This window comes from Bacillus cereus group sp. Bc010 (assembly GCF_027716745.1).
GTDB lineage: Bacteria > Bacillota > Bacilli > Bacillales > Bacillaceae_G > Bacillus_A > Bacillus_A pacificus.
In genome coordinates, this window is sequence record NZ_JAQFUY010000032.1 from 30,749 (window position 1) to 48,404 (window position 17,656).

Here is a 17,656-nt window from a genome sequence, read left to right on the forward strand (position 1 = left end):
AAAACTGTTGTTTTGACAAAAATCCCAATAATCATCTTTTATAATGACAGTAATTAAACTATGCAGGTGGTGTTAAAAATATGCCTAAAGCAGGAAGGAATACTATGAATACAAGTGCATTGGCAATGAATGAAGGTCAGCTTGGAGGAGTAAAGTGGACGAGTAAGTTGCGAATGAAGTTTGAGCAAGTTTTCTTTAGATGGGGATTTATTATTGTTGTTATTGGTTTTCTTTTGGGACGAGCATATATATTAACAAACATTTTACCGTTTGCACTGCCGTTTTTTGCAGCTGTTTATGTTATGAAGCGGGATAAAATGCCGCTCGCGTTCTTGGCTCTAATGGGGGGCGCACTTTCAGTTTCGATAGATAATTTATTCTTTACCTTTGCATCTATTTTTACTTTCTTCATTTATAATATCTTCTTTAGTCGGTTTACACGTAAAACTGTTGGACTTGTACCATTCCAAGTATTTATCTCCGCATTAACTGCACATTTAGTTGTCGTATATTTTGCACAACAAACTGTTACCATGTACGATTTACTCGTTAGTACGATTGAGGCAGGGCTTAGCTTCGTATTAACTATGATATTTTTACAAAGTGTCCCGCTTTTAGTAGAAAGAAAAGGGAAACAACAAGCGTTAGAGACAGAAGAAATTGTTTGTTTAATTATATTACTAGCATCTGTTTTAACTGGTACAACAGATTGGTTCATATATGACGCTTCTATTCAACATATTTTTACTAGGTATTTAGTGCTTGTGTTTGCGTTTATCGCAGGAGCGGCTACAGGATCTACAGTAGGGGTCGTCACTGGGTTAATATTAAGCTTAGCAAATGTCTCTAGTTTGTCCCAACTTAGTCTGCTTGCTTTTTCTGGATTGCTTGGTGGTTTGTTAAAAGAAGGGAAACGCTTAGGTGTTAGTTTAGGTTTATTAATTGGGACAAGCTTGATTACGCTATATGTAGACAAGCAAACAAACATTGTGACAACTTTAATTGAATCTGGTGTGGCGATTGCTTTCTTTTTATTAACACCGAAACTTGTTATGGATCGTATTGCTAAATTTATGCCAGGTACACAGGAGCATTCGCAAGATCAACAACAGTATTTAAGAAGGATGCGTGATGTTACAGCGAATAAAATCAATCAATTTGCCAATGTATTTGCTGCTTTATCTAATAGCTTTTCTGTATATGGATATGTGGAGGAGGAAGATAAAGAGACGGAGGCAGATTTGTTTTTAAGTACAATTACTGCAAAAACATGTCAAACATGTTTTAAAAAGGACCAATGCTGGGTAGTTAATTTCGATAAAACGTACGATTATATGAAACAAATAATGAGCGAAACAGAAGAAGGAACTCTGCAGCATAATCGGAAGTTAGTTCGTGAATGGGACAAGCATTGTGTGAGAGGAAAGAAAGTGACGGATTTAGTAGCAGGTGAATTAGATCACTTCTATGAGGGACAAAAATTACGAAAACAAATGAAAGAAAATCGTAGAATAGTAGCAGAGCAATTGTTAGGTGTATCAAAAGTTATGGAGGATTTTGCCAAGGAGATACAAAGGGAAAGAGAAAATCATCAAGTACAGGAAGAGCAGATTCTGCAAGCATTTCGTGATTTTGGTGTAGAAATAGAGCATGTTGATATTTATTGTTTAGATAGAGGAAGTATTGATATTGAAATGTTGATTCCAGTTGCATCTAATGAACATGGAGAGTGTGAAAAATTAGTTGCACCAATGCTTTCTGATATCCTGAAGGAAAACATAGTTGTGAAACATGAAGAAAAATCTTCTTATCCGAACGGCCACAGTTTAATATCATTTGGTTCAGCAAAAACGTATTCCCTTGATACCGGCTTGGCCACAGCCGCGAAAGGCGGTGGGTTTGTTTCGGGTGATTCTTATGCAATGATGGATTTAAGTGTTGGGAAATATGCCCTTGCAATTAGTGATGGCATGGGAAATGGGCAAAGAGCTCATATGGAGAGTAAAGAAACAGTGAAATTATTACAAAAAATACTTCAGTCAGGCATTGATGAGGAGATAGCGATTAAATCTATTAACTCTATTCTTTCTTTAAGAACAACAGAAGAGATGTTTACGACATTAGACTTAGCTATGGTAGATTTGCGGGATGCGAGTGCGAAGTTTTTAAAGATTGGATCGACGCCGAGTTTTGTTAAACGCGCAAATAATATTTTGAAAATTGAAGCAAGTAATTTACCAATGGGAATTATTGAGGATGTTGAAGTTGATGTAGTGGGTGAGCAATTAAAAACAGGTGATATTCTTATTATGATGAGTGATGGGATTTTTGAGGGCGCGCAGCATGTGGAGAATCATGAATTATGGATGAAGCGGAAAATTAAAGAATTACAAACTGAAGATCCGCAAGAAATTGCTGATATCATTATGGAAGAGGTGATTCGATCTGGCGATGGTTATATAAATGATGATATGACTATTGTAGTAGCGAAAGTGAAGAAAAATATGCCGAAGTGGGCTACCATTCCAATTGTAGGAATGCAAGCGCAATAAAGTGAAACTTGAAATATGATGTTTCTTTCTAAAAACCTAGGTGGATGCCTAGGTTTTTTGCTTTAAAAGATAATATTATTATTTTTGTGAATATGTACGAATGATGTAAGATAAAAATGTAATTTTTGTATATCTTTTTTTTGCACAATGTTTGTAAAAGTTGTACCATTATAAACAAGGTAACTAACGTTGCTGTTCTTGTTTAATGAAAGGTGATTACGAAGTTGAAAGATACATTTGTTGAAAAGGTAGATGACTTTGTAAAGCAGCATGATGTATTAAAGGAACGCTCAACAATTGTTGTGGGTGTTTCTGGTGGTCCTGACTCTGTGGCTCTTCTATATTATTTGTTAGAAAAAAGAGCAGCAAAACAGTTTGAGATTGTAGTGGCGCATGTGGATCATATGTTTCGAGGTGATGAATCTCATGAGGACCTACAGTTTGTGCAAGACCTTTGTAAAGAGCTAGGAGTTATTTGCGAAACGATAAGGATTAATGTGTCGCAATATCAACAGCAATACGGGATGAATGCACAAGTTGCTGCTAGAGAATGCAGATATGCATTTTTGGAAAGAATAATGAAGAAATATGATGCGAGGTATGTAGCTCTTGGACATCATGGTGATGATCAAGTAGAGACAATTTTAATGCGCCTTGTACGAGGGAGTACTCCGAAAGGATATGCAGGCATTGCAGTGAAGCGTCCTTTTCATAATGGGTATTTAATTAGGCCGTTACTTGGAGTAACGAAGGAAGAGATTGTTGATTACTGTCATAAGTTAAAAATAATTCCTCGTATAGATCCAAGTAATAAAAAGGAAGTATATACAAGGAATCGATTACGTAAATATGTTCTTCCTCATTTGAAAGAAGAAAATCCACAAGTGCATGAGAAATTCCAAAAATTTAGCATGCAGATGCAAGAGGATGAGGCGTATTTGCAGGAATTAGCTTTTGAGAAAATGAATAAAGTAATTACAAAAAAAAGTGATAAACAAATTAGCTTATCAATTCCTGCCTTTGAATCCATGTCTATGCCTTTACAAAGAAGAGGGATTCAACTAATATTAAACTATCTTTATGAATATAAGATTCCATCTTCTCTTTCCTCTATACATATTGACAAAGTGATTGAGTTTTTTAAGCGGACACAACCTTCGGGTTCACTTGATTTCCCAGGTGATTTAAAAATTGTTCGCGCATACGAGGAGTGCAGCTTTGGATTTAAACAAGAAATTGTTTCCCCTTTTTTACAAGATTTATCAGTGCCCGGGACAATTACGCTATCGAACGGGGATAAGCTTGTAACAGAGGTGAGCGAAGATATACCAAGTAACATGAATGAAACAGTTTTTGTTGCTAAGTATAATGATATATCATATCCACTTCGTGTTCGTTCTAGAGAAAATGGAGATCGCATGTCAATACAAGGTATGAATGGCACCAAAAAGATAAAAGCTATTTTTATCGAAGCGAAAGTACCAAGAGAAAAAAGAGAAGAATGGCCGGTCGTTTGTGATGCAAGAGGGAATGTTATTTGGTTACCCTTGTTGAAGCGATCTGCATTTGCTATCTCGAAAGAGACAGCAAAGAAGGATAAATATATGATTATTCACTACAAAAGCAAGGAGTCTTCCGGGAGGATAATGAAATGATGAATCAAGATATCGAAAAAGTATTAATTTCTGAAGAGCAAATACAAGAAAAGGTGCTCGAATTAGGCGCGATTATTGCAGAGGATTATAAAAACACAGTACCTCTTGCGATTGGTGTACTAAAGGGTGCAATGCCATTCATGGCAGATTTATTAAAGAGAACAGATACATATCTTGAAATGGATTTTATGGCTGTATCTAGTTACGGTCACTCAACTGTTTCAACAGGCGAAGTGAAAATTTTAAAAGACCTTGATACTTCTGTAGAAGGTCGCGATATTTTAATCGTTGAAGATATTATTGATAGTGGTCTTACGCTAAGCTACTTAGTAGACCTATTTAAATATCGTAAAGCGAAGTCTGTAAAAATTGTTACGTTATTAGATAAACCAACAGGCCGTAAGGTAGATTTGAAAGCGGATTATGTTGGATTTACTGTACCGCATGAATTTGTTGTAGGGTATGGATTAGATTATAAAGAGCAGTACCGTAATCTTCCTTATGTAGGAGTACTAAAACCAAGCGTTTACTCAAATTAATTAAATACAGGCGTCACAATTGTATAGGAAAGTTTTTCTATGTTACGATTTACTATAGTGTTTATGCCGTGAGAGGAGGTTAGGAATGAATCGTATCTTCCGTAATACCATCTTTTATTTACTGATATTCCTAGTAGTAATTGGAATCGTGAGCTATTTTAATGGTTCGACACAAAAAACGACATCAGTTAGCTACGATAAATTCATTACTAAACTAGAAAAAGGTGAAGTTCGTAATGTGCAACTTCAACCGAAAAATGGTGTGTTTGAGGTAAAAGGACAATTTAACAACTCTAGCCAAGGAGAACAATTTGTTACTTACGCACCAAATACTGAGGAATTACAAAAGAAAATTAATGACAAAGCGCAAGGTGCTGAAGTTAAGTATCAACCAGCAGAAGAAACAAGTGCTTGGGTAACATTCTTTACTTCTATCATTCCGTTTGTTATTATCTTCATTTTATTCTTCTTCTTGTTAAACCAAGCTCAGGGCGGCGGTAGCCGTGTTATGAACTTCGGGAAAAGTAAGGCGAAGTTATATAATGACGAAAAGAAAAAGGTTCGTTTCAGAGATGTTGCTGGGGCGGATGAAGAGAAACAAGAGCTTGTTGAGGTAGTTGAATTCTTGAAAGATCCTCGTAAGTTCGCTGAAGTTGGTGCCCGTATTCCGAAGGGTGTTCTATTAGTTGGACCTCCAGGTACAGGTAAAACTTTATTAGCACGTGCTGTTGCAGGTGAGGCAGGCGTTCCGTTCTTCTCTATCAGTGGTTCTGACTTCGTAGAGATGTTCGTCGGTGTCGGTGCATCACGTGTACGTGATTTATTCGAAAATGCAAAGAAAAATGCTCCTTGTATCATTTTCATTGATGAAATTGATGCAGTAGGACGTCAACGTGGTGCGGGTCTTGGTGGTGGCCATGATGAGCGCGAGCAAACGTTGAACCAATTACTTGTTGAAATGGATGGCTTCGGTGCAAACGAAGGTATTATTATCATCGCTGCGACAAACCGTCCTGATATTCTTGACCCAGCATTATTACGTCCAGGTCGTTTTGACCGTCAAATTACAGTAGATCGTCCAGATGTAAATGGCCGTGAAGCTGTACTGAAAGTACATGCTCGTAATAAACCGCTTGATGAGAATATCAACTTAAGAGCAATTGCAACTCGTACACCGGGATTCTCTGGTGCCGATCTTGAAAACTTATTAAACGAAGCTGCGTTAGTAGCTGCGCGTCAAGATAAGAAGAAAATTGATATGAGTGACATTGATGAAGCAACGGATCGTGTTATTGCAGGTCCGGCTAAGAAAAGTCGTGTTATCTCTGAAAAAGAACGTAATATCGTTGCTTTCCATGAAGCAGGCCATACTGTAATTGGTGTTGTTCTTGATGAAGCAGATGTCGTTCATAAAGTAACAATTGTCCCTCGTGGTCAAGCTGGTGGATATGCAGTAATGCTTCCGAAAGAAGATCGTTACTTCATGACAAAGCCAGAGTTACTTGATAAAATTACTGGTTTACTTGGTGGTCGAGTAGCCGAGGAGATTGTATTTGGTGAAGTGAGTACAGGTGCTCACAACGACTTCCAACGTGCGACTGGCATTGCAAGACGTATGGTAACGGAATTTGGTATGAGTGATAAGCTTGGACCAATGCAATTTGGTAGCTCACAAGGTGGTCAAGTGTTCTTAGGAAGAGACTTCCATTCAGAACAAAACTACAGTGATGCAATTGCACACGACATCGATGTGGAAATGCAAACGATTATGAAAGAATGTTATGCTCGTGCAAAAGACATTCTTACTGAAAATCGTGATAAGTTAGATCTTATTGCAAAAACGTTACTTGAAGTAGAAACGTTAGATGCTGAGCAAATCAATCATTTATGTGATTATGGCAGATTGCCAGAACGTCCAACATCTTCAGCTGATGTGAAAGTAAACATCAACATGAAGAAGGATGATGAAGAATCAGAAGATAAGTAAGAAATGAAGGAGTGACGGTGGTCACTCCTTTTTTTTTATTTGTGTAACGAAATGAAGTAGAAAAAGAATTTAAATAAATCTGGTATTAAAAATTGAAATAGGGAGTAATCTTTTTGTAAAATGATGAGGACAGAAAAGCTGATTATATAAGTATGTGTGATATGATGTTTTTATAAGTTTTATACATACTGCACAAATATAGATTAAATAAGATAAGTGGTGAGAATATGATTTTTGTATTGGATGTAGGGAACACAAATGCTGTACTGGGCGTGTTTGAAGAGGGGGAACTTCGTCAACATTGGCGCATGGAAACAGATCGTCATAAGACAGAAGATGAATATGGAATGCTTGTAAAACAGTTGCTTGAGCATGAGGGTCTTTCGTTTGAAGATGTGAAAGGTATTATCGTGTCTTCAGTCGTACCACCAATTATGTTTGCTTTAGAGCGCATGTGTGAAAAGTATTTTAAAATTAAGCCGCTTGTAGTAGGCCCTGGAATAAAAACGGGGCTAAATATTAAATATGAAAATCCACGTGAAGTAGGTGCGGATCGAATCGTAAATGCAGTAGCAGGAATTCACTTATATGGAAGTCCGCTTATTATTGTCGATTTTGGTACGGCTACTACATATTGTTATATTAACGAAGAAAAGCATTATATGGGTGGCGTTATTACACCGGGAATTATGATTTCAGCAGAGGCTTTATATAGTAGAGCGGCAAAACTTCCTCGTATTGAAATTACAAAACCAAGCAGTGTTGTTGGGAAGAATACGGTAAGTGCGATGCAATCTGGTATTCTTTATGGTTATGTTGGACAAGTGGAAGGTATTGTTAAGCGCATGAAAGAGGAAGCTAAACAAGAACCAAAAGTTATTGCAACAGGTGGATTAGCGAAATTAATTTCAGAAGAATCGAATGTAATTGATGTTGTAGATCCATTCTTAACATTAAAAGGTTTGTATATGTTATATGAGCGTAATGCAAATTTACAGCATGAGAAAGGTGAATAAATAAATATGAAAGATTATTTAGTAAAAGCGTTAGCGTTTGATGGTGAAGTGCGTGCGTATAGTGTACGTACTACAAATACGGTAAGTGAGGCGCAAAGACGTCATGATACATGGAGAACAGCTTCAGCAGCACTTGGTCGTTCTTTAACTGCAGGTACAATGATGGGTGCAATGTTAAAAGGTGACCAAAAGCTAACGATTAAGGTAGAAGGTAATGGCCCGATTGGTCCGATCTTAGTAGATGCTCATGCAAATGGGGATGTGCGTGGTTATGTAACGAATCCACATGTTGACTTTGAAGGAACAGAACAAGGGAAATTACGTGTATATCAGGCGGTAGGTACTGAAGGATTTGTAACGGTAATTAAAGATATTGGTATGCGTGAGCCGTTTATTGGTCAATCTCCAATTGTTTCAGGAGAATTAGGAGAAGACTTCACGTATTATTTTGCAGTTTCTGAGCAGACGCCTTCTTCTGTAGGTGTTGGTGTCCTTGTAAATGGAGATGATAGCATATTAGCAGCGGGTGGATTTATTCTTCAAATTATGCCAGGTGCACAGGAAGAAACAATTTCATTCATTGAAGAGCGTTTACAGAAGATTCCTCCTGTATCAACATTGATCGAACAAGGGCTTTCTCCAGAAGAGTTACTGTATGCAGTCCTTGGAGAAGATAAGGTAAAAGTATTAGAAACGATGGATGTTCAATTTAATTGCACATGCTCTCGCGAACGTATCGAGAGTGTGTTAATTAGTTTAGGTAAAACGGAGTTAGAGCAAGTTCGTGAAGAAGAAGAAGAAACAGAAGTTCATTGTCATTTCTGTAATGAGCGATACAAGTTCTCTAAAGAAGATATTACAAATTTAATTGAGAATTTGTAATAAGGGAATTCGCCCTCTAAATACATTGACAAACAGGGAATTTTCTGACAAAATCTAAATATAGATAAAACCAATAAAAATACTCGGTGTTAGGAGTGACAGGAATGCGAGTGGCACAATCAGTTTCAGAATTAATCGGGAAAACGCCGATCGTTAAGTTGAACCGCATCGTAGAATCAGACAGCGCAGATATATACTTAAAATTAGAATTTATGAATCCAGGGAGCAGCGTTAAAGATCGTATCGCATTAGCTATGATTGAAGATGCTGAGAAAAAAGGATTATTAAAAGAAGGCGATACAATCATTGAACCGACAAGTGGTAACACGGGAATTGGTTTAGCGATGGTAGCGGCTGCTAAAGGATATAAGGCAATTTTAGTAATGCCAGAAACAATGAGTATTGAACGTCGTAATTTATTACGTGCTTACGGTGCGGAATTAGTATTGACTCCAGGGCCTGAAGGAATGGGTGGAGCAATTCGTAAAGCGACTGAATTAGCAAAAGAGAATGGTTACTTTATACCACAACAGTTCAAAAACCAATCGAATCCAGAAATTCACCGTTTAACAACAGGTCCAGAAATTGTTGAACAAATGGGCGACCAATTAGATGCGTTTATTGCAGGTATTGGTACGGGTGGAACGATTACTGGTGCTGGTGAAGTGCTGAAGGAAGCGTATAAAGATATTAAAATTTATGCAGTAGAACCTGCGGATTCACCAGTATTATCCGGTGGGAAACCAGGTCCGCATAAAATCCAAGGAATTGGGGCTGGATTTATCCCAGAGACATTGGATGTAGAAGTATATGATGAAATTGTTCAAGTGAAAACGGAGCAAGCGTTTGAATATGCAAGAAGAGTGGCAAAAGAGGAAGGTATTCTAGTTGGTATCTCTTCTGGAGCAGTTATTTATGCAGCAACAGAAATTGCGAAAAAGTTAGGCAAAGGGAAAAAGGTACTTGTTATTATCCCAAGTAACGGTGAACGTTATTTAAGTACACCACTTTATCAATTTGAGTCTTAATTATATGTGATTGAAAAAGCATCCTTGAAAAAGGATGCTTTTTCTTTTTGGATTGGAAATAGGAAAAGAGTGAATGACTAGAAAACTTCATGTAAAATAAGAGGTAGTATAATTAATTTATTTTCACTAGCCCTCGAGTATAATCATTCTCCATATACATAACACATGTAGTTTGAAATGATTAATCTAAGAGGGTGGGATAAAAGAAGACGGGGTGTTGATATGCAACGAAGAAAATCTTTAGCGCTTTCTATTCCATATCAGTTAGATTTCTTTAAGCAATATAAATTTCTTTCTAAGGATAAACCGCAACATATTTTGTTAGAGAGTGGGCGTGGCGGTCGTTATAACATTGTGGGGTTAAACCCGGTAGCGGTAATCCGAGGGAAGGGTGAAACGTTACATATAAGTGAAAGTGGTAAGGAAACAATAAAGCAAGGAAACCCATTAGATTTAATGCAGGAATATATGGGGCGATGGAAAACGGATTATAATCCGGAATACCCGCCTTTTCAAGGTGGTGCAATTGGTTATTTTAGTTATGATTGCATCCGTTATATTGAAAAACTTCCTTCTCTTGCGGAGGATGATATTAATATACCTGATATATTCTTTTTATTATTTGATGATGTGTTTGTGTATGATCAAGAAGAAAAAGTATTATGGATTATTACACATTATGCAGATAAGCATGAAGAGGCAAAAGAACGATTAAATGAATGGAAGGTTCTTTGGACGACAGAAGCGCCAGAAGTGACTATGCCGTTTGCGTGCCCTGAAAAGAAAAGTGAAGCAGTTGCTTTTACTGAAGAAGGTTTTATGAAGGCAGTTGAATGTATTCAAGAATATATTGGTGCTGGTGATGTGTTCCAAGTGAACTTGTCAACAAGACAAGAAAGAACGTTACAAACACACCCATTAGAAATTTATACAAGTCTTCGCGAAATTAATCCATCTCCATATATGGGTTACTTGGAGCTTGGGGATTTTCAAATTGTTAGTGGATCGCCGGAGTTGCTAATTAAGAAACAAGGAACTGAAGTAAGTACAAGACCAATTGCTGGAACGAGATCTAGAGGGGCGAATGAGCAAGAGGATGAAGAGTTGGCAAGAGAATTAATTGAGAATGAAAAGGAACGAGCAGAGCATGTCATGCTTGTAGATTTAGAGCGAAATGATTTAGGGCGTGTTTGTAAATATGGAACTGTAGAAGTAGATGAATTTATGGTAATTGAGAAATACTCACACGTTATGCATATTGTTTCTAATGTGCGTGGTGAGGTGGAAGAAGATAAAGATGCTTTTGATTTAGTGAAGGCTGTATTCCCTGGGGGGACAATTACTGGTGCCCCGAAAATACGTACGATGGAAATTATTGAAGAACTAGAACCTGTTCGCCGAGGGATTTATACAGGTTCAATTGGTTGGATTGGTTATTCTGGAGATACAGAATTGAATATTGTGATTAGGACACTTCTTGCTAAAGATGGAAAAGCACATGTACAAGCGGGAGCGGGAATTGTAATTGATTCAAATCCGGAAAATGAATATAAAGAGTCGTTAAAAAAGGCGATTGCTTTATGGCGTGCAAAAGAACGTAGCGAAGAAACGGTTAGGTGAGAGAAATGATATTAATGATTGATAATTATGATTCTTTTACATTTAATTTAGTGCAGTTTCTTGGAGAACTTGGACAAGAGCTTGTTGTTAAACGTAACGATGAAGTGACTATTTCAGATATTGAGAATATGAAACCAGACTTTTTAATGATTTCACCAGGTCCATGTAGTCCGAATGAGGCAGGGATTAGTATGGAGGTTATTCGATACTTTGCTGGAAAGATTCCGATTTTTGGGGTTTGTCTAGGGCATCAATCTATTGCGCAAGTGTTTGGTGGAGAGGTTGTCCGTGCAGAGCGATTAATGCATGGGAAAACATCGCTTATGCATCATGATGAGAAGACGATTTTTTCGGATATCCCTAATCCATTTACTGCGACGCGCTATCATTCCCTTATTGTTAAGAAAGAGACATTACCGGAGTGCTTAGAGGTAACATCTTGGACGGAAGAAGGGGAAATTATGGCGCTCCGTCATACAACATTACCGATTGAAGGTGTACAGTTCCATCCGGAATCTATTATGACTTCTCACGGAAAAGAGTTGTTGCAGAATTTCATTCGTAAATATAGTCCAAGTGTGACATCATGTTAATTTACGTAAATGGTCAGTATGTAGAAGCGAGTGAAGCGAGAATTTCGCCGTATGACCACGGTTATTTATATGGACTTGGAGTTTTCGAGACGTTTCGTATTTATAATGGTCATCCTTTCTTATTGGATGATCATTATGACCGTTTAATAGATGCGCTGGATACGTTGCAAATTAAATGGTCGATAACGAAAGATGAAGTAATACTTATTTTGAAGAATTTACTCGTTAAGAATAAATTAGAGCATGCGTATGTCCGTTTTAATGTATCGGCGGGTATAGATGAAATTGGATTGCAAACAGAAATGTATGAAGAGCCGTCTATTATTGTTTTTATAAAACCTTTAGCGGCCCCGGGAGATGTAGTGGAAAAAGAAGGGGTTGTCTTAAATCAAGTGAGAAATACACCAGAGGGTGCATCTCGCTTGAAGTCTCACCATTATTTAAATAACATTTTGGGGAAACGCGAAATAGGCAATGTTGTGAATAAGGAAGGTATTTTCCTTACTGAAACAGGTTATGTTGCAGAGGGCATTGTTTCGAATCTCTTTTTTGTAAAAGGTGATATTTTATATACACCTTCTTTAAAAACGGGGATTTTAAATGGTATCACTCGTGCGTTTATTATAAAGGTTGCTGAAAAGATGGGTATAGAAGTAAAGGAAGGTCTCTTTACAAAAGATGAATTACTTTCAGCTGATGAAGTCTTCGTAACAAACTCGATTCAAGAAATTGTTCCGCTTAATCGTATAGAGGGGCGAGATTTCCCGGGTAAAGTAGGTGTGGTTACAAAAAGGTTTATGGATCTTTATGAAATGCAGAGAGAGAAATTGTGGAGCAGAAATGAATTACGAAGAGGAGATGTGTAGTTTGAAGTGGGATTATGATTTGCGCTGCGGCGAATATACATTGAACTTAAATGAAAAAACGTTAATTATGGGGATTTTAAATGTAACACCAGATTCGTTTTCTGATGGTGGGAGTTACAACGAGGTAGATGCTGCAGTGCGCCATGCGAAAGAAATGCGAGAAGAAGGTGCTCATATTATTGATATTGGTGGCGAATCTACTCGTCCGGGCTTTGCTAAAGTATCGGTGGAAGAAGAAATAAAACGAGTTGTTCCAATGATTCAGGCTGTTTCAAAAGAGGTGAAATTGCCTATTTCTATCGACACGTATAAAGCGGAAGTTGCAAAACAAGCAATTGAAGCTGGTGCTCATATTATTAATGATATTTGGGGAGCGAAGGCGGAACCAAAAATCGCTGAAGTTGCAGCTCATTACGATGTACCTATTATCTTAATGCATAATCGCGATAATATGAATTATCGTAATTTAATGGCTGATATGATTGCTGACTTATATGACAGTATTAAAATTGCTAAAGATGCTGGCGTGCGAGATGAGAATATCATTTTAGACCCAGGTATCGGTTTTGCTAAAACGCCTGAACAAAATTTAGAAGCGATGCGTAATTTAGAACAGTTAAACGTACTAGGTTATCCAGTTCTCTTAGGTACTTCGAGAAAGTCCTTTATTGGGCATGTGCTAGATTTACCGGTAGAAGAACGTCTTGAGGGGACGGGAGCTACCGTTTGTCTTGGTATTGAAAAGGGTTGTGAGTTTGTTCGTGTTCATGATGTGAAGGAAATGGCGCGTATGGCTAAGATGATGGATGCGATGATTGGTAAGGGGGGAAAGTAATTGGATAAAATTTATATTCATGATATGGAGTTTTACGGTTATCATGGTGTATTCCCAGAGGAAAATAAATTGGGCCAGAGATTTAAAGTGGACTTAACGGTGGAATTGGATTTGAAACAAGCAGGAGAAAGTGATGACTTAGAGCATTCTGTTAATTATGGAGAGCTTTTCGAATTATGTAGGAAAGTTGTAGAAGATAGAACATATAAGCTTGTAGAGAGTATTGCTGAAAATATTGCTACAGATATATTGAAACAATATGAGAGTATTTCAAGATGTACGATAAAGGTAATTAAACCAGATCCGCCGATACCGGGACATTATCGTGCTGTAGCGGTAGAAATTACGAGAGAACGTCCATGAATAATATAGCTTACATTGCATTAGGTTCAAATATTGGAGAACGTTATACGTATTTAACTGAAGCGATTCAGTTTCTGAATAAAAATCCTTATATCAAAGTTGAGGATGTTTCGTCTGTATATGAGACGGAACCGGTTGGCTATACTGACCAGAGTTGCTTTTTAAATTTAGTTATAAAAATTTCTACCAATTTATCACCGCAAGAATTATTGAAAGTAACGCAAAAAGTAGAAAATGATCTAGGAAGAAAAAGGGAAATTAGGTGGGGACCTAGGACTATCGACCTTGACATTTTACTATATAATCAAGAAAATATTGAAGCAGAGAATCTTATTGTTCCGCATCCGCGGATGTTCGAAAGAGCTTTTGTTATCGTTCCGTTGTTAGAGATTAATCAAGATATAAAACAAAACATTTCACGTTCACAAGTAGAAGAAATGAAAAGGCGAGAGGGAGTAACGGTATGGAAGCAGAAAAATGGGGAAGACGCATTCGTGCTTTTCGAAAACTAAAAGGTTATACGCAAGAAGGTTTTGCAAAAGAATTAGGGGTATCTGTATCTGTTTTAGGTGAAGTTGAGCGAGGGAATCGATCGCCTTCCCAAGACTTTGTAGTGGAAGTTGCTAAAGCATTGAAGGTCTCGATAGATGAGCTAATGCCAAAGTGACCATGAAGGAAGGAGTAAATCGAGTGTTAAAAATCGCAAATATTGAGATGAAAAATCCGGTTGTATTAGCACCGATGGCGGGAGTGTGTAACTCTGCATTCCGTTTGACAGTAAAAGAATTCGGTGCAGGCCTAGTTTGTGCTGAAATGGTAAGTGATAAGGCGATACTACTGAACAATAAAAGAACATTAGATATGCTATATATTGATGAGAGAGAAAAGCCATTAAGTTTACAAATTTTTGGTGGCGAGAAAGAAACTCTTGTAGATGCTGCGAAATACGTAGATCAATATACGACAGCAGACATCATTGATATTAATATGGGGTGCCCAGTACCAAAAATCGTTAAGTGTGATGCAGGAGCAAAGTGGCTTTTAGACCCAAATAAAATATATGAAATGGTAGCGGCAGTTGTAGATGCTGTAGAAAAACCAGTTACAGTTAAAATGCGTATTGGTTGGGATGAGGATCATATTTTCGCAATCGAGAATGCGAAGGCTGTTGAGCGTGCTGGTGGACAAGCGGTAGCGGTTCATGGGCGCACACGAGTACAAATGTATGAAGGAAAAGCGGATTGGGATATTATTAAACAAGTAAAGCAAGCTGTAAATATCCCGGTTATCGGAAATGGTGATGTCGCAACGCCACAAGATGCAAAGCGTATGCTTGATGAAATCGGTGTAGATGGTGTTATGATTGGCCGCGCTGCCCTTGGAGATCCATGGATGATTTATCGTACGGTAAAGTATTTAGAGACGGGTGAATTAATGCCAGAACCGACAGTACGTGAGAAAATTGACGTATGTATGTTGCATCTAGATCGTCTGATCGATTTAAAGAATGAAAATGTCGCTGTAAGAGAGATGAGAAAGCACGCAGCTTGGTATTTAAAGGGCATTCGTGGTAATGCAACTGTACGTAATGGTATCAATGCTTGTAATACGCGTGAAGACTTAGCGAATGTATTAGGTACATTTGTAGAAGAAGTAGAAGCGAAACAACAAACAATTCACGTTGGTTAATAATAGGGAGGGAAGATTGACATTCTTCTATACACTTCCTATAATTACGTGAAAGAAAGAAGAACTGCCAGTTAGTTGCTGGCAGTTTTTCTAGTTGAGTAGAAAATGCTATACTGTATATATTGTAAAAATTAATAGAGCTGGAGTGATATCAATACCATGGATAACATGAACCACGAAGAATTAAACGACCAATTGCTTGTTCGTCGTGAAAAGCTACATAACTTACGTGAGCAAGGGATCGATCCGTTCGGTAAACGTTTTGAACGTACAAATGCAACAAATGAATTATTAAGTCTATATGGAGAGTTCTCTAAAGAAGAATTAGAGGAGAAAGAAATCTCTGTTTCTATCGCTGGTCGTATTATGACAAAACGCGGTAAAGGAAAAGCTGGATTTGCACATATTCAAGATTTACATGGACAAGTTCAAATTTACGTTCGTAAAGATGCTGTTGGAGATGAAGAGTACGAATTATTTAAAACAGCAGATTTAGGTGACTTAGTAGGTATTGAAGGTAAAATTTTCAAAACGAACGTTGGAGAACTTTCGGTGAAAGCAACGAGCTTTACGCTATTAACGAAATCTCTTCGTCCATTACCGGATAAATATCATGGATTAAAAGATGTTGAACAACGCTACCGTCAACGTTACTTAGACTTAATTACAAGTATGGAAAGCCGTGAAACATTTGTTACTCGCAGTAAAATCATTCGTGAAATGAGAAGATACTTAGATGACAATGGTTATCTTGAAGTGGAAACACCTATGATGCACGCAATTGCAGGTGGAGCTTCTGCGCGTCCTTTCATCACGCACCATAATGCGTTAGATATGGAATTATATATGCGTATCGCAATTGAACTTCATTTAAAACGCCTTATTGTGGGTGGATTAGAAAAAGTTTATGAAATCGGCCGTGTATTCCGTAACGAGGGTGTATCAACTCGTCATAATCCCGAGTTTACGATGATTGAATTATATGAAGCGTATGCTGATTATAAAGATATTATGAAATTAACAGAAAATATGGTTGCTCATATCGCGAAGCAAGTACTAGGTACAACAACAATCCAGTATGGTGATTATGAAATTAATCTAGAACCAGAATGGACACGTCTTCATATGGTAGATGCAATTAAAGAACATTCTGGAGCAGATTTCTGGAATCCGATGAGTGTAGAAGAAGCGCGTGAACTTGCAAAAGAACATAATGTAGAAATTAAGGATACAATGGAAGTTGGTCATATTATTAATGAATTCTTCGAGCAAAAAGTAGAAGATAAATTAATCCAACCAACATTTATTTACGGTCATCCGGTAGAAATTTCGCCACTTGCGAAAAAGAATGACGAAGATCCACGATTCACAGATCGTTTCGAATTATTTATTGTTGCACGTGAACATGCAAATGCATTCACTGAATTAAATGATCCAATCGATCAGAAAGAACGTTTTGAAGCACAATTAAAAGAACGCGAACAAGGTAATGATGAAGCTCACATGATGGATGATGATTATATTGAAGCTCTTGAGTATGGTATGCCTCCTACAGGTGGACTAGGAATTGGTATTGATCGTCTTGTTATGTTATTAACGAATGCACCATCTATTCGTGACGTACTATTATTCCCTGCTATGCGTCATAAACAAGACTAAGCTTTGGAGATTTCTCCAAAGCTTTTTTTATTTGAGTATGAACGTGGGGCATTAGATGCCGATGTTGGGAGAAATTATATTTATATAGAAGAAAAGTGCTGTTTTTATACTTTTTTACTAAGTTAAAAATTTTATTAGAAAAACTATTGCATTTTAATAATCAAACTGGTATATTTATATTCGTTGCCACGAAAGGTAACAAGCAAAACAAACGAAAAACAACTTATTGAAAAAAGTTGTTGACGAAAATATAACGAAATGTTATATTAATAAAGTCGCTTCTGAGCGACGAAGCAGTTCTTTGAAAACTGAACGAAACAAACAACGTGAAACGTCAATTTTTATTTTAGATGCTAGACAAACTAACTTTAT

Annotated in this window: 16 protein-coding genes; all 16 read left to right on the top strand. The window is 37.3% G+C overall.

The window, feature by feature from the left end; all coding sequences use genetic code 11:
* The first annotated feature begins 80 nt into the window (after nucleotides 1-80).
* The 16 genes from spoIIE (at nucleotide 81) to lysS (ending at nucleotide 17,284) form a co-directional block, all read left to right on the top strand.
* Nucleotides 81-2,552, top strand: a complete 2,472-nt coding sequence (gene spoIIE / locus PDQ68_RS23700; RefSeq protein ID WP_001123528.1) for a stage II sporulation protein E — start codon at nucleotides 81-83, stop codon at nucleotides 2,550-2,552.
* A 224-nt stretch (nucleotides 2,553-2,776) separates the two neighbouring features.
* Complete coding sequence (tilS, locus tag PDQ68_RS23705; protein ID WP_000655455.1) at nucleotides 2,777-4,207, top strand: tRNA lysidine(34) synthetase TilS; 1,431 nt, start codon at nucleotides 2,777-2,779, stop codon at nucleotides 4,205-4,207.
* On the top strand, nucleotides 4,204-4,746 hold the full coding sequence (gene hpt, locus PDQ68_RS23710; protein WP_000981838.1) for a hypoxanthine phosphoribosyltransferase: 543 nt from the start codon (nucleotides 4,204-4,206) through the stop codon (nucleotides 4,744-4,746). The genes tilS and hpt overlap by 4 nt, the downstream gene beginning before the upstream one ends.
* Nucleotides 4,747-4,831: 85 nt before the next feature.
* Complete coding sequence (gene ftsH / locus PDQ68_RS23715) at nucleotides 4,832-6,733, top strand: ATP-dependent zinc metalloprotease FtsH (protein ID WP_001079658.1); 1,902 nt, start codon at nucleotides 4,832-4,834, stop codon at nucleotides 6,731-6,733.
* 227 nt (nucleotides 6,734-6,960) lie between these two features.
* Nucleotides 6,961-7,749, top strand: coding sequence for a type III pantothenate kinase (locus PDQ68_RS23720; protein WP_000578367.1), 789 nt, complete (start codon nucleotides 6,961-6,963; stop codon nucleotides 7,747-7,749).
* A gap of 6 nt (nucleotides 7,750-7,755) precedes the next feature.
* On the top strand, nucleotides 7,756-8,631 hold the full coding sequence (gene hslO, locus PDQ68_RS23725) for a redox-regulated molecular chaperone HslO (protein ID WP_000656366.1): 876 nt from the start codon (nucleotides 7,756-7,758) through the stop codon (nucleotides 8,629-8,631).
* 104 nt (nucleotides 8,632-8,735) lie between these two features.
* The gene (gene cysK, locus PDQ68_RS23730; protein WP_001261701.1) at nucleotides 8,736-9,659 is read left to right on the top strand and encodes a cysteine synthase A; all 924 of its coding nucleotides are present in this window, start codon (nucleotides 8,736-8,738) and stop codon (nucleotides 9,657-9,659) included.
* Between the two features lie 222 nt (nucleotides 9,660-9,881).
* Complete coding sequence (pabB, locus tag PDQ68_RS23735) at nucleotides 9,882-11,279, top strand: aminodeoxychorismate synthase component I (protein WP_016716241.1); 1,398 nt, start codon at nucleotides 9,882-9,884, stop codon at nucleotides 11,277-11,279.
* A 5-nt stretch (nucleotides 11,280-11,284) separates the two neighbouring features.
* On the top strand, nucleotides 11,285-11,872 hold the full coding sequence (gene pabA / locus PDQ68_RS23740; protein ID WP_000602301.1) for an aminodeoxychorismate/anthranilate synthase component II: 588 nt from the start codon (nucleotides 11,285-11,287) through the stop codon (nucleotides 11,870-11,872).
* Entirely contained in the window at nucleotides 11,866-12,738 is an 873-nt protein-coding gene (pabC, locus tag PDQ68_RS23745) for an aminodeoxychorismate lyase (protein WP_016716242.1), read from the top strand. The genes pabA and pabC overlap by 7 nt, the downstream gene beginning before the upstream one ends.
* Complete coding sequence (gene folP / locus PDQ68_RS23750) at nucleotides 12,713-13,573, top strand: dihydropteroate synthase (protein ID WP_061183158.1); 861 nt, start codon at nucleotides 12,713-12,715, stop codon at nucleotides 13,571-13,573. Before pabC ends, folP begins: the two co-directional genes overlap by 26 nt.
* Nucleotides 13,574-13,936: a dihydroneopterin aldolase gene (gene folB / locus PDQ68_RS23755; RefSeq protein WP_000358059.1), complete on the top strand. Its 363-nt coding sequence runs from the start codon at nucleotides 13,574-13,576 to the stop codon at nucleotides 13,934-13,936.
* Nucleotides 13,933-14,448: a 2-amino-4-hydroxy-6-hydroxymethyldihydropteridine diphosphokinase gene (folK, locus tag PDQ68_RS23760; RefSeq protein ID WP_001059445.1), complete on the top strand. Its 516-nt coding sequence runs from the start codon at nucleotides 13,933-13,935 to the stop codon at nucleotides 14,446-14,448. The genes folB and folK overlap by 4 nt, the downstream gene beginning before the upstream one ends.
* Complete coding sequence (locus PDQ68_RS23765; RefSeq protein ID WP_000387027.1) at nucleotides 14,400-14,603, top strand: helix-turn-helix domain-containing protein; 204 nt, start codon at nucleotides 14,400-14,402, stop codon at nucleotides 14,601-14,603. The genes folK and PDQ68_RS23765 overlap by 49 nt, the downstream gene beginning before the upstream one ends.
* Nucleotides 14,604-14,626: 23 nt before the next feature.
* Nucleotides 14,627-15,625 carry a tRNA dihydrouridine synthase DusB gene (dusB, locus tag PDQ68_RS23770; protein WP_000912258.1) on the top strand — a complete coding sequence of 333 codons (999 nt, stop codon included), beginning with the start codon at nucleotides 14,627-14,629 and terminating at the stop codon, nucleotides 15,623-15,625.
* A gap of 159 nt (nucleotides 15,626-15,784) precedes the next feature.
* Nucleotides 15,785-17,284, top strand: a complete 1,500-nt coding sequence (gene lysS, locus PDQ68_RS23775; RefSeq protein WP_016716244.1) for a lysine--tRNA ligase — start codon at nucleotides 15,785-15,787, stop codon at nucleotides 17,282-17,284.
* Nucleotides 17,285-17,656 lie beyond the last annotated feature (372 nt).

Coding starts and splice junctions, on each gene's coding strand:
- hslO (WP_000656366.1), top strand. CDS start 7,756: ATGAAAGATTATTTAGTAAAAGCGTTAGCGTTTGATGGTGAAGTGCGT.
- spoIIE (WP_001123528.1), top strand. CDS start 81: ATGCCTAAAGCAGGAAGGAATACTATGAATACAAGTGCATTGGCAATG.
- pabA (WP_000602301.1), top strand. CDS start 11,285: ATGATATTAATGATTGATAATTATGATTCTTTTACATTTAATTTAGTG.
- PDQ68_RS23720 (WP_000578367.1), top strand. CDS start 6,961: ATGATTTTTGTATTGGATGTAGGGAACACAAATGCTGTACTGGGCGTG.
- PDQ68_RS23765 (WP_000387027.1), top strand. CDS start 14,400: ATGGAAGCAGAAAAATGGGGAAGACGCATTCGTGCTTTTCGAAAACTA.
- pabC (WP_016716242.1), top strand. CDS start 11,866: ATGTTAATTTACGTAAATGGTCAGTATGTAGAAGCGAGTGAAGCGAGA.
- pabB (WP_016716241.1), top strand. CDS start 9,882: ATGCAACGAAGAAAATCTTTAGCGCTTTCTATTCCATATCAGTTAGAT.
- cysK (WP_001261701.1), top strand. CDS start 8,736: ATGCGAGTGGCACAATCAGTTTCAGAATTAATCGGGAAAACGCCGATC.
- hpt (WP_000981838.1), top strand. CDS start 4,204: ATGATGAATCAAGATATCGAAAAAGTATTAATTTCTGAAGAGCAAATA.
- folK (WP_001059445.1), top strand. CDS start 13,933: ATGAATAATATAGCTTACATTGCATTAGGTTCAAATATTGGAGAACGT.
- ftsH (WP_001079658.1), top strand. CDS start 4,832: ATGAATCGTATCTTCCGTAATACCATCTTTTATTTACTGATATTCCTA.
- folP (WP_061183158.1), top strand. CDS start 12,713: ATGAATTACGAAGAGGAGATGTGTAGTTTGAAGTGGGATTATGATTTG.
- lysS (WP_016716244.1), top strand. CDS start 15,785: ATGGATAACATGAACCACGAAGAATTAAACGACCAATTGCTTGTTCGT.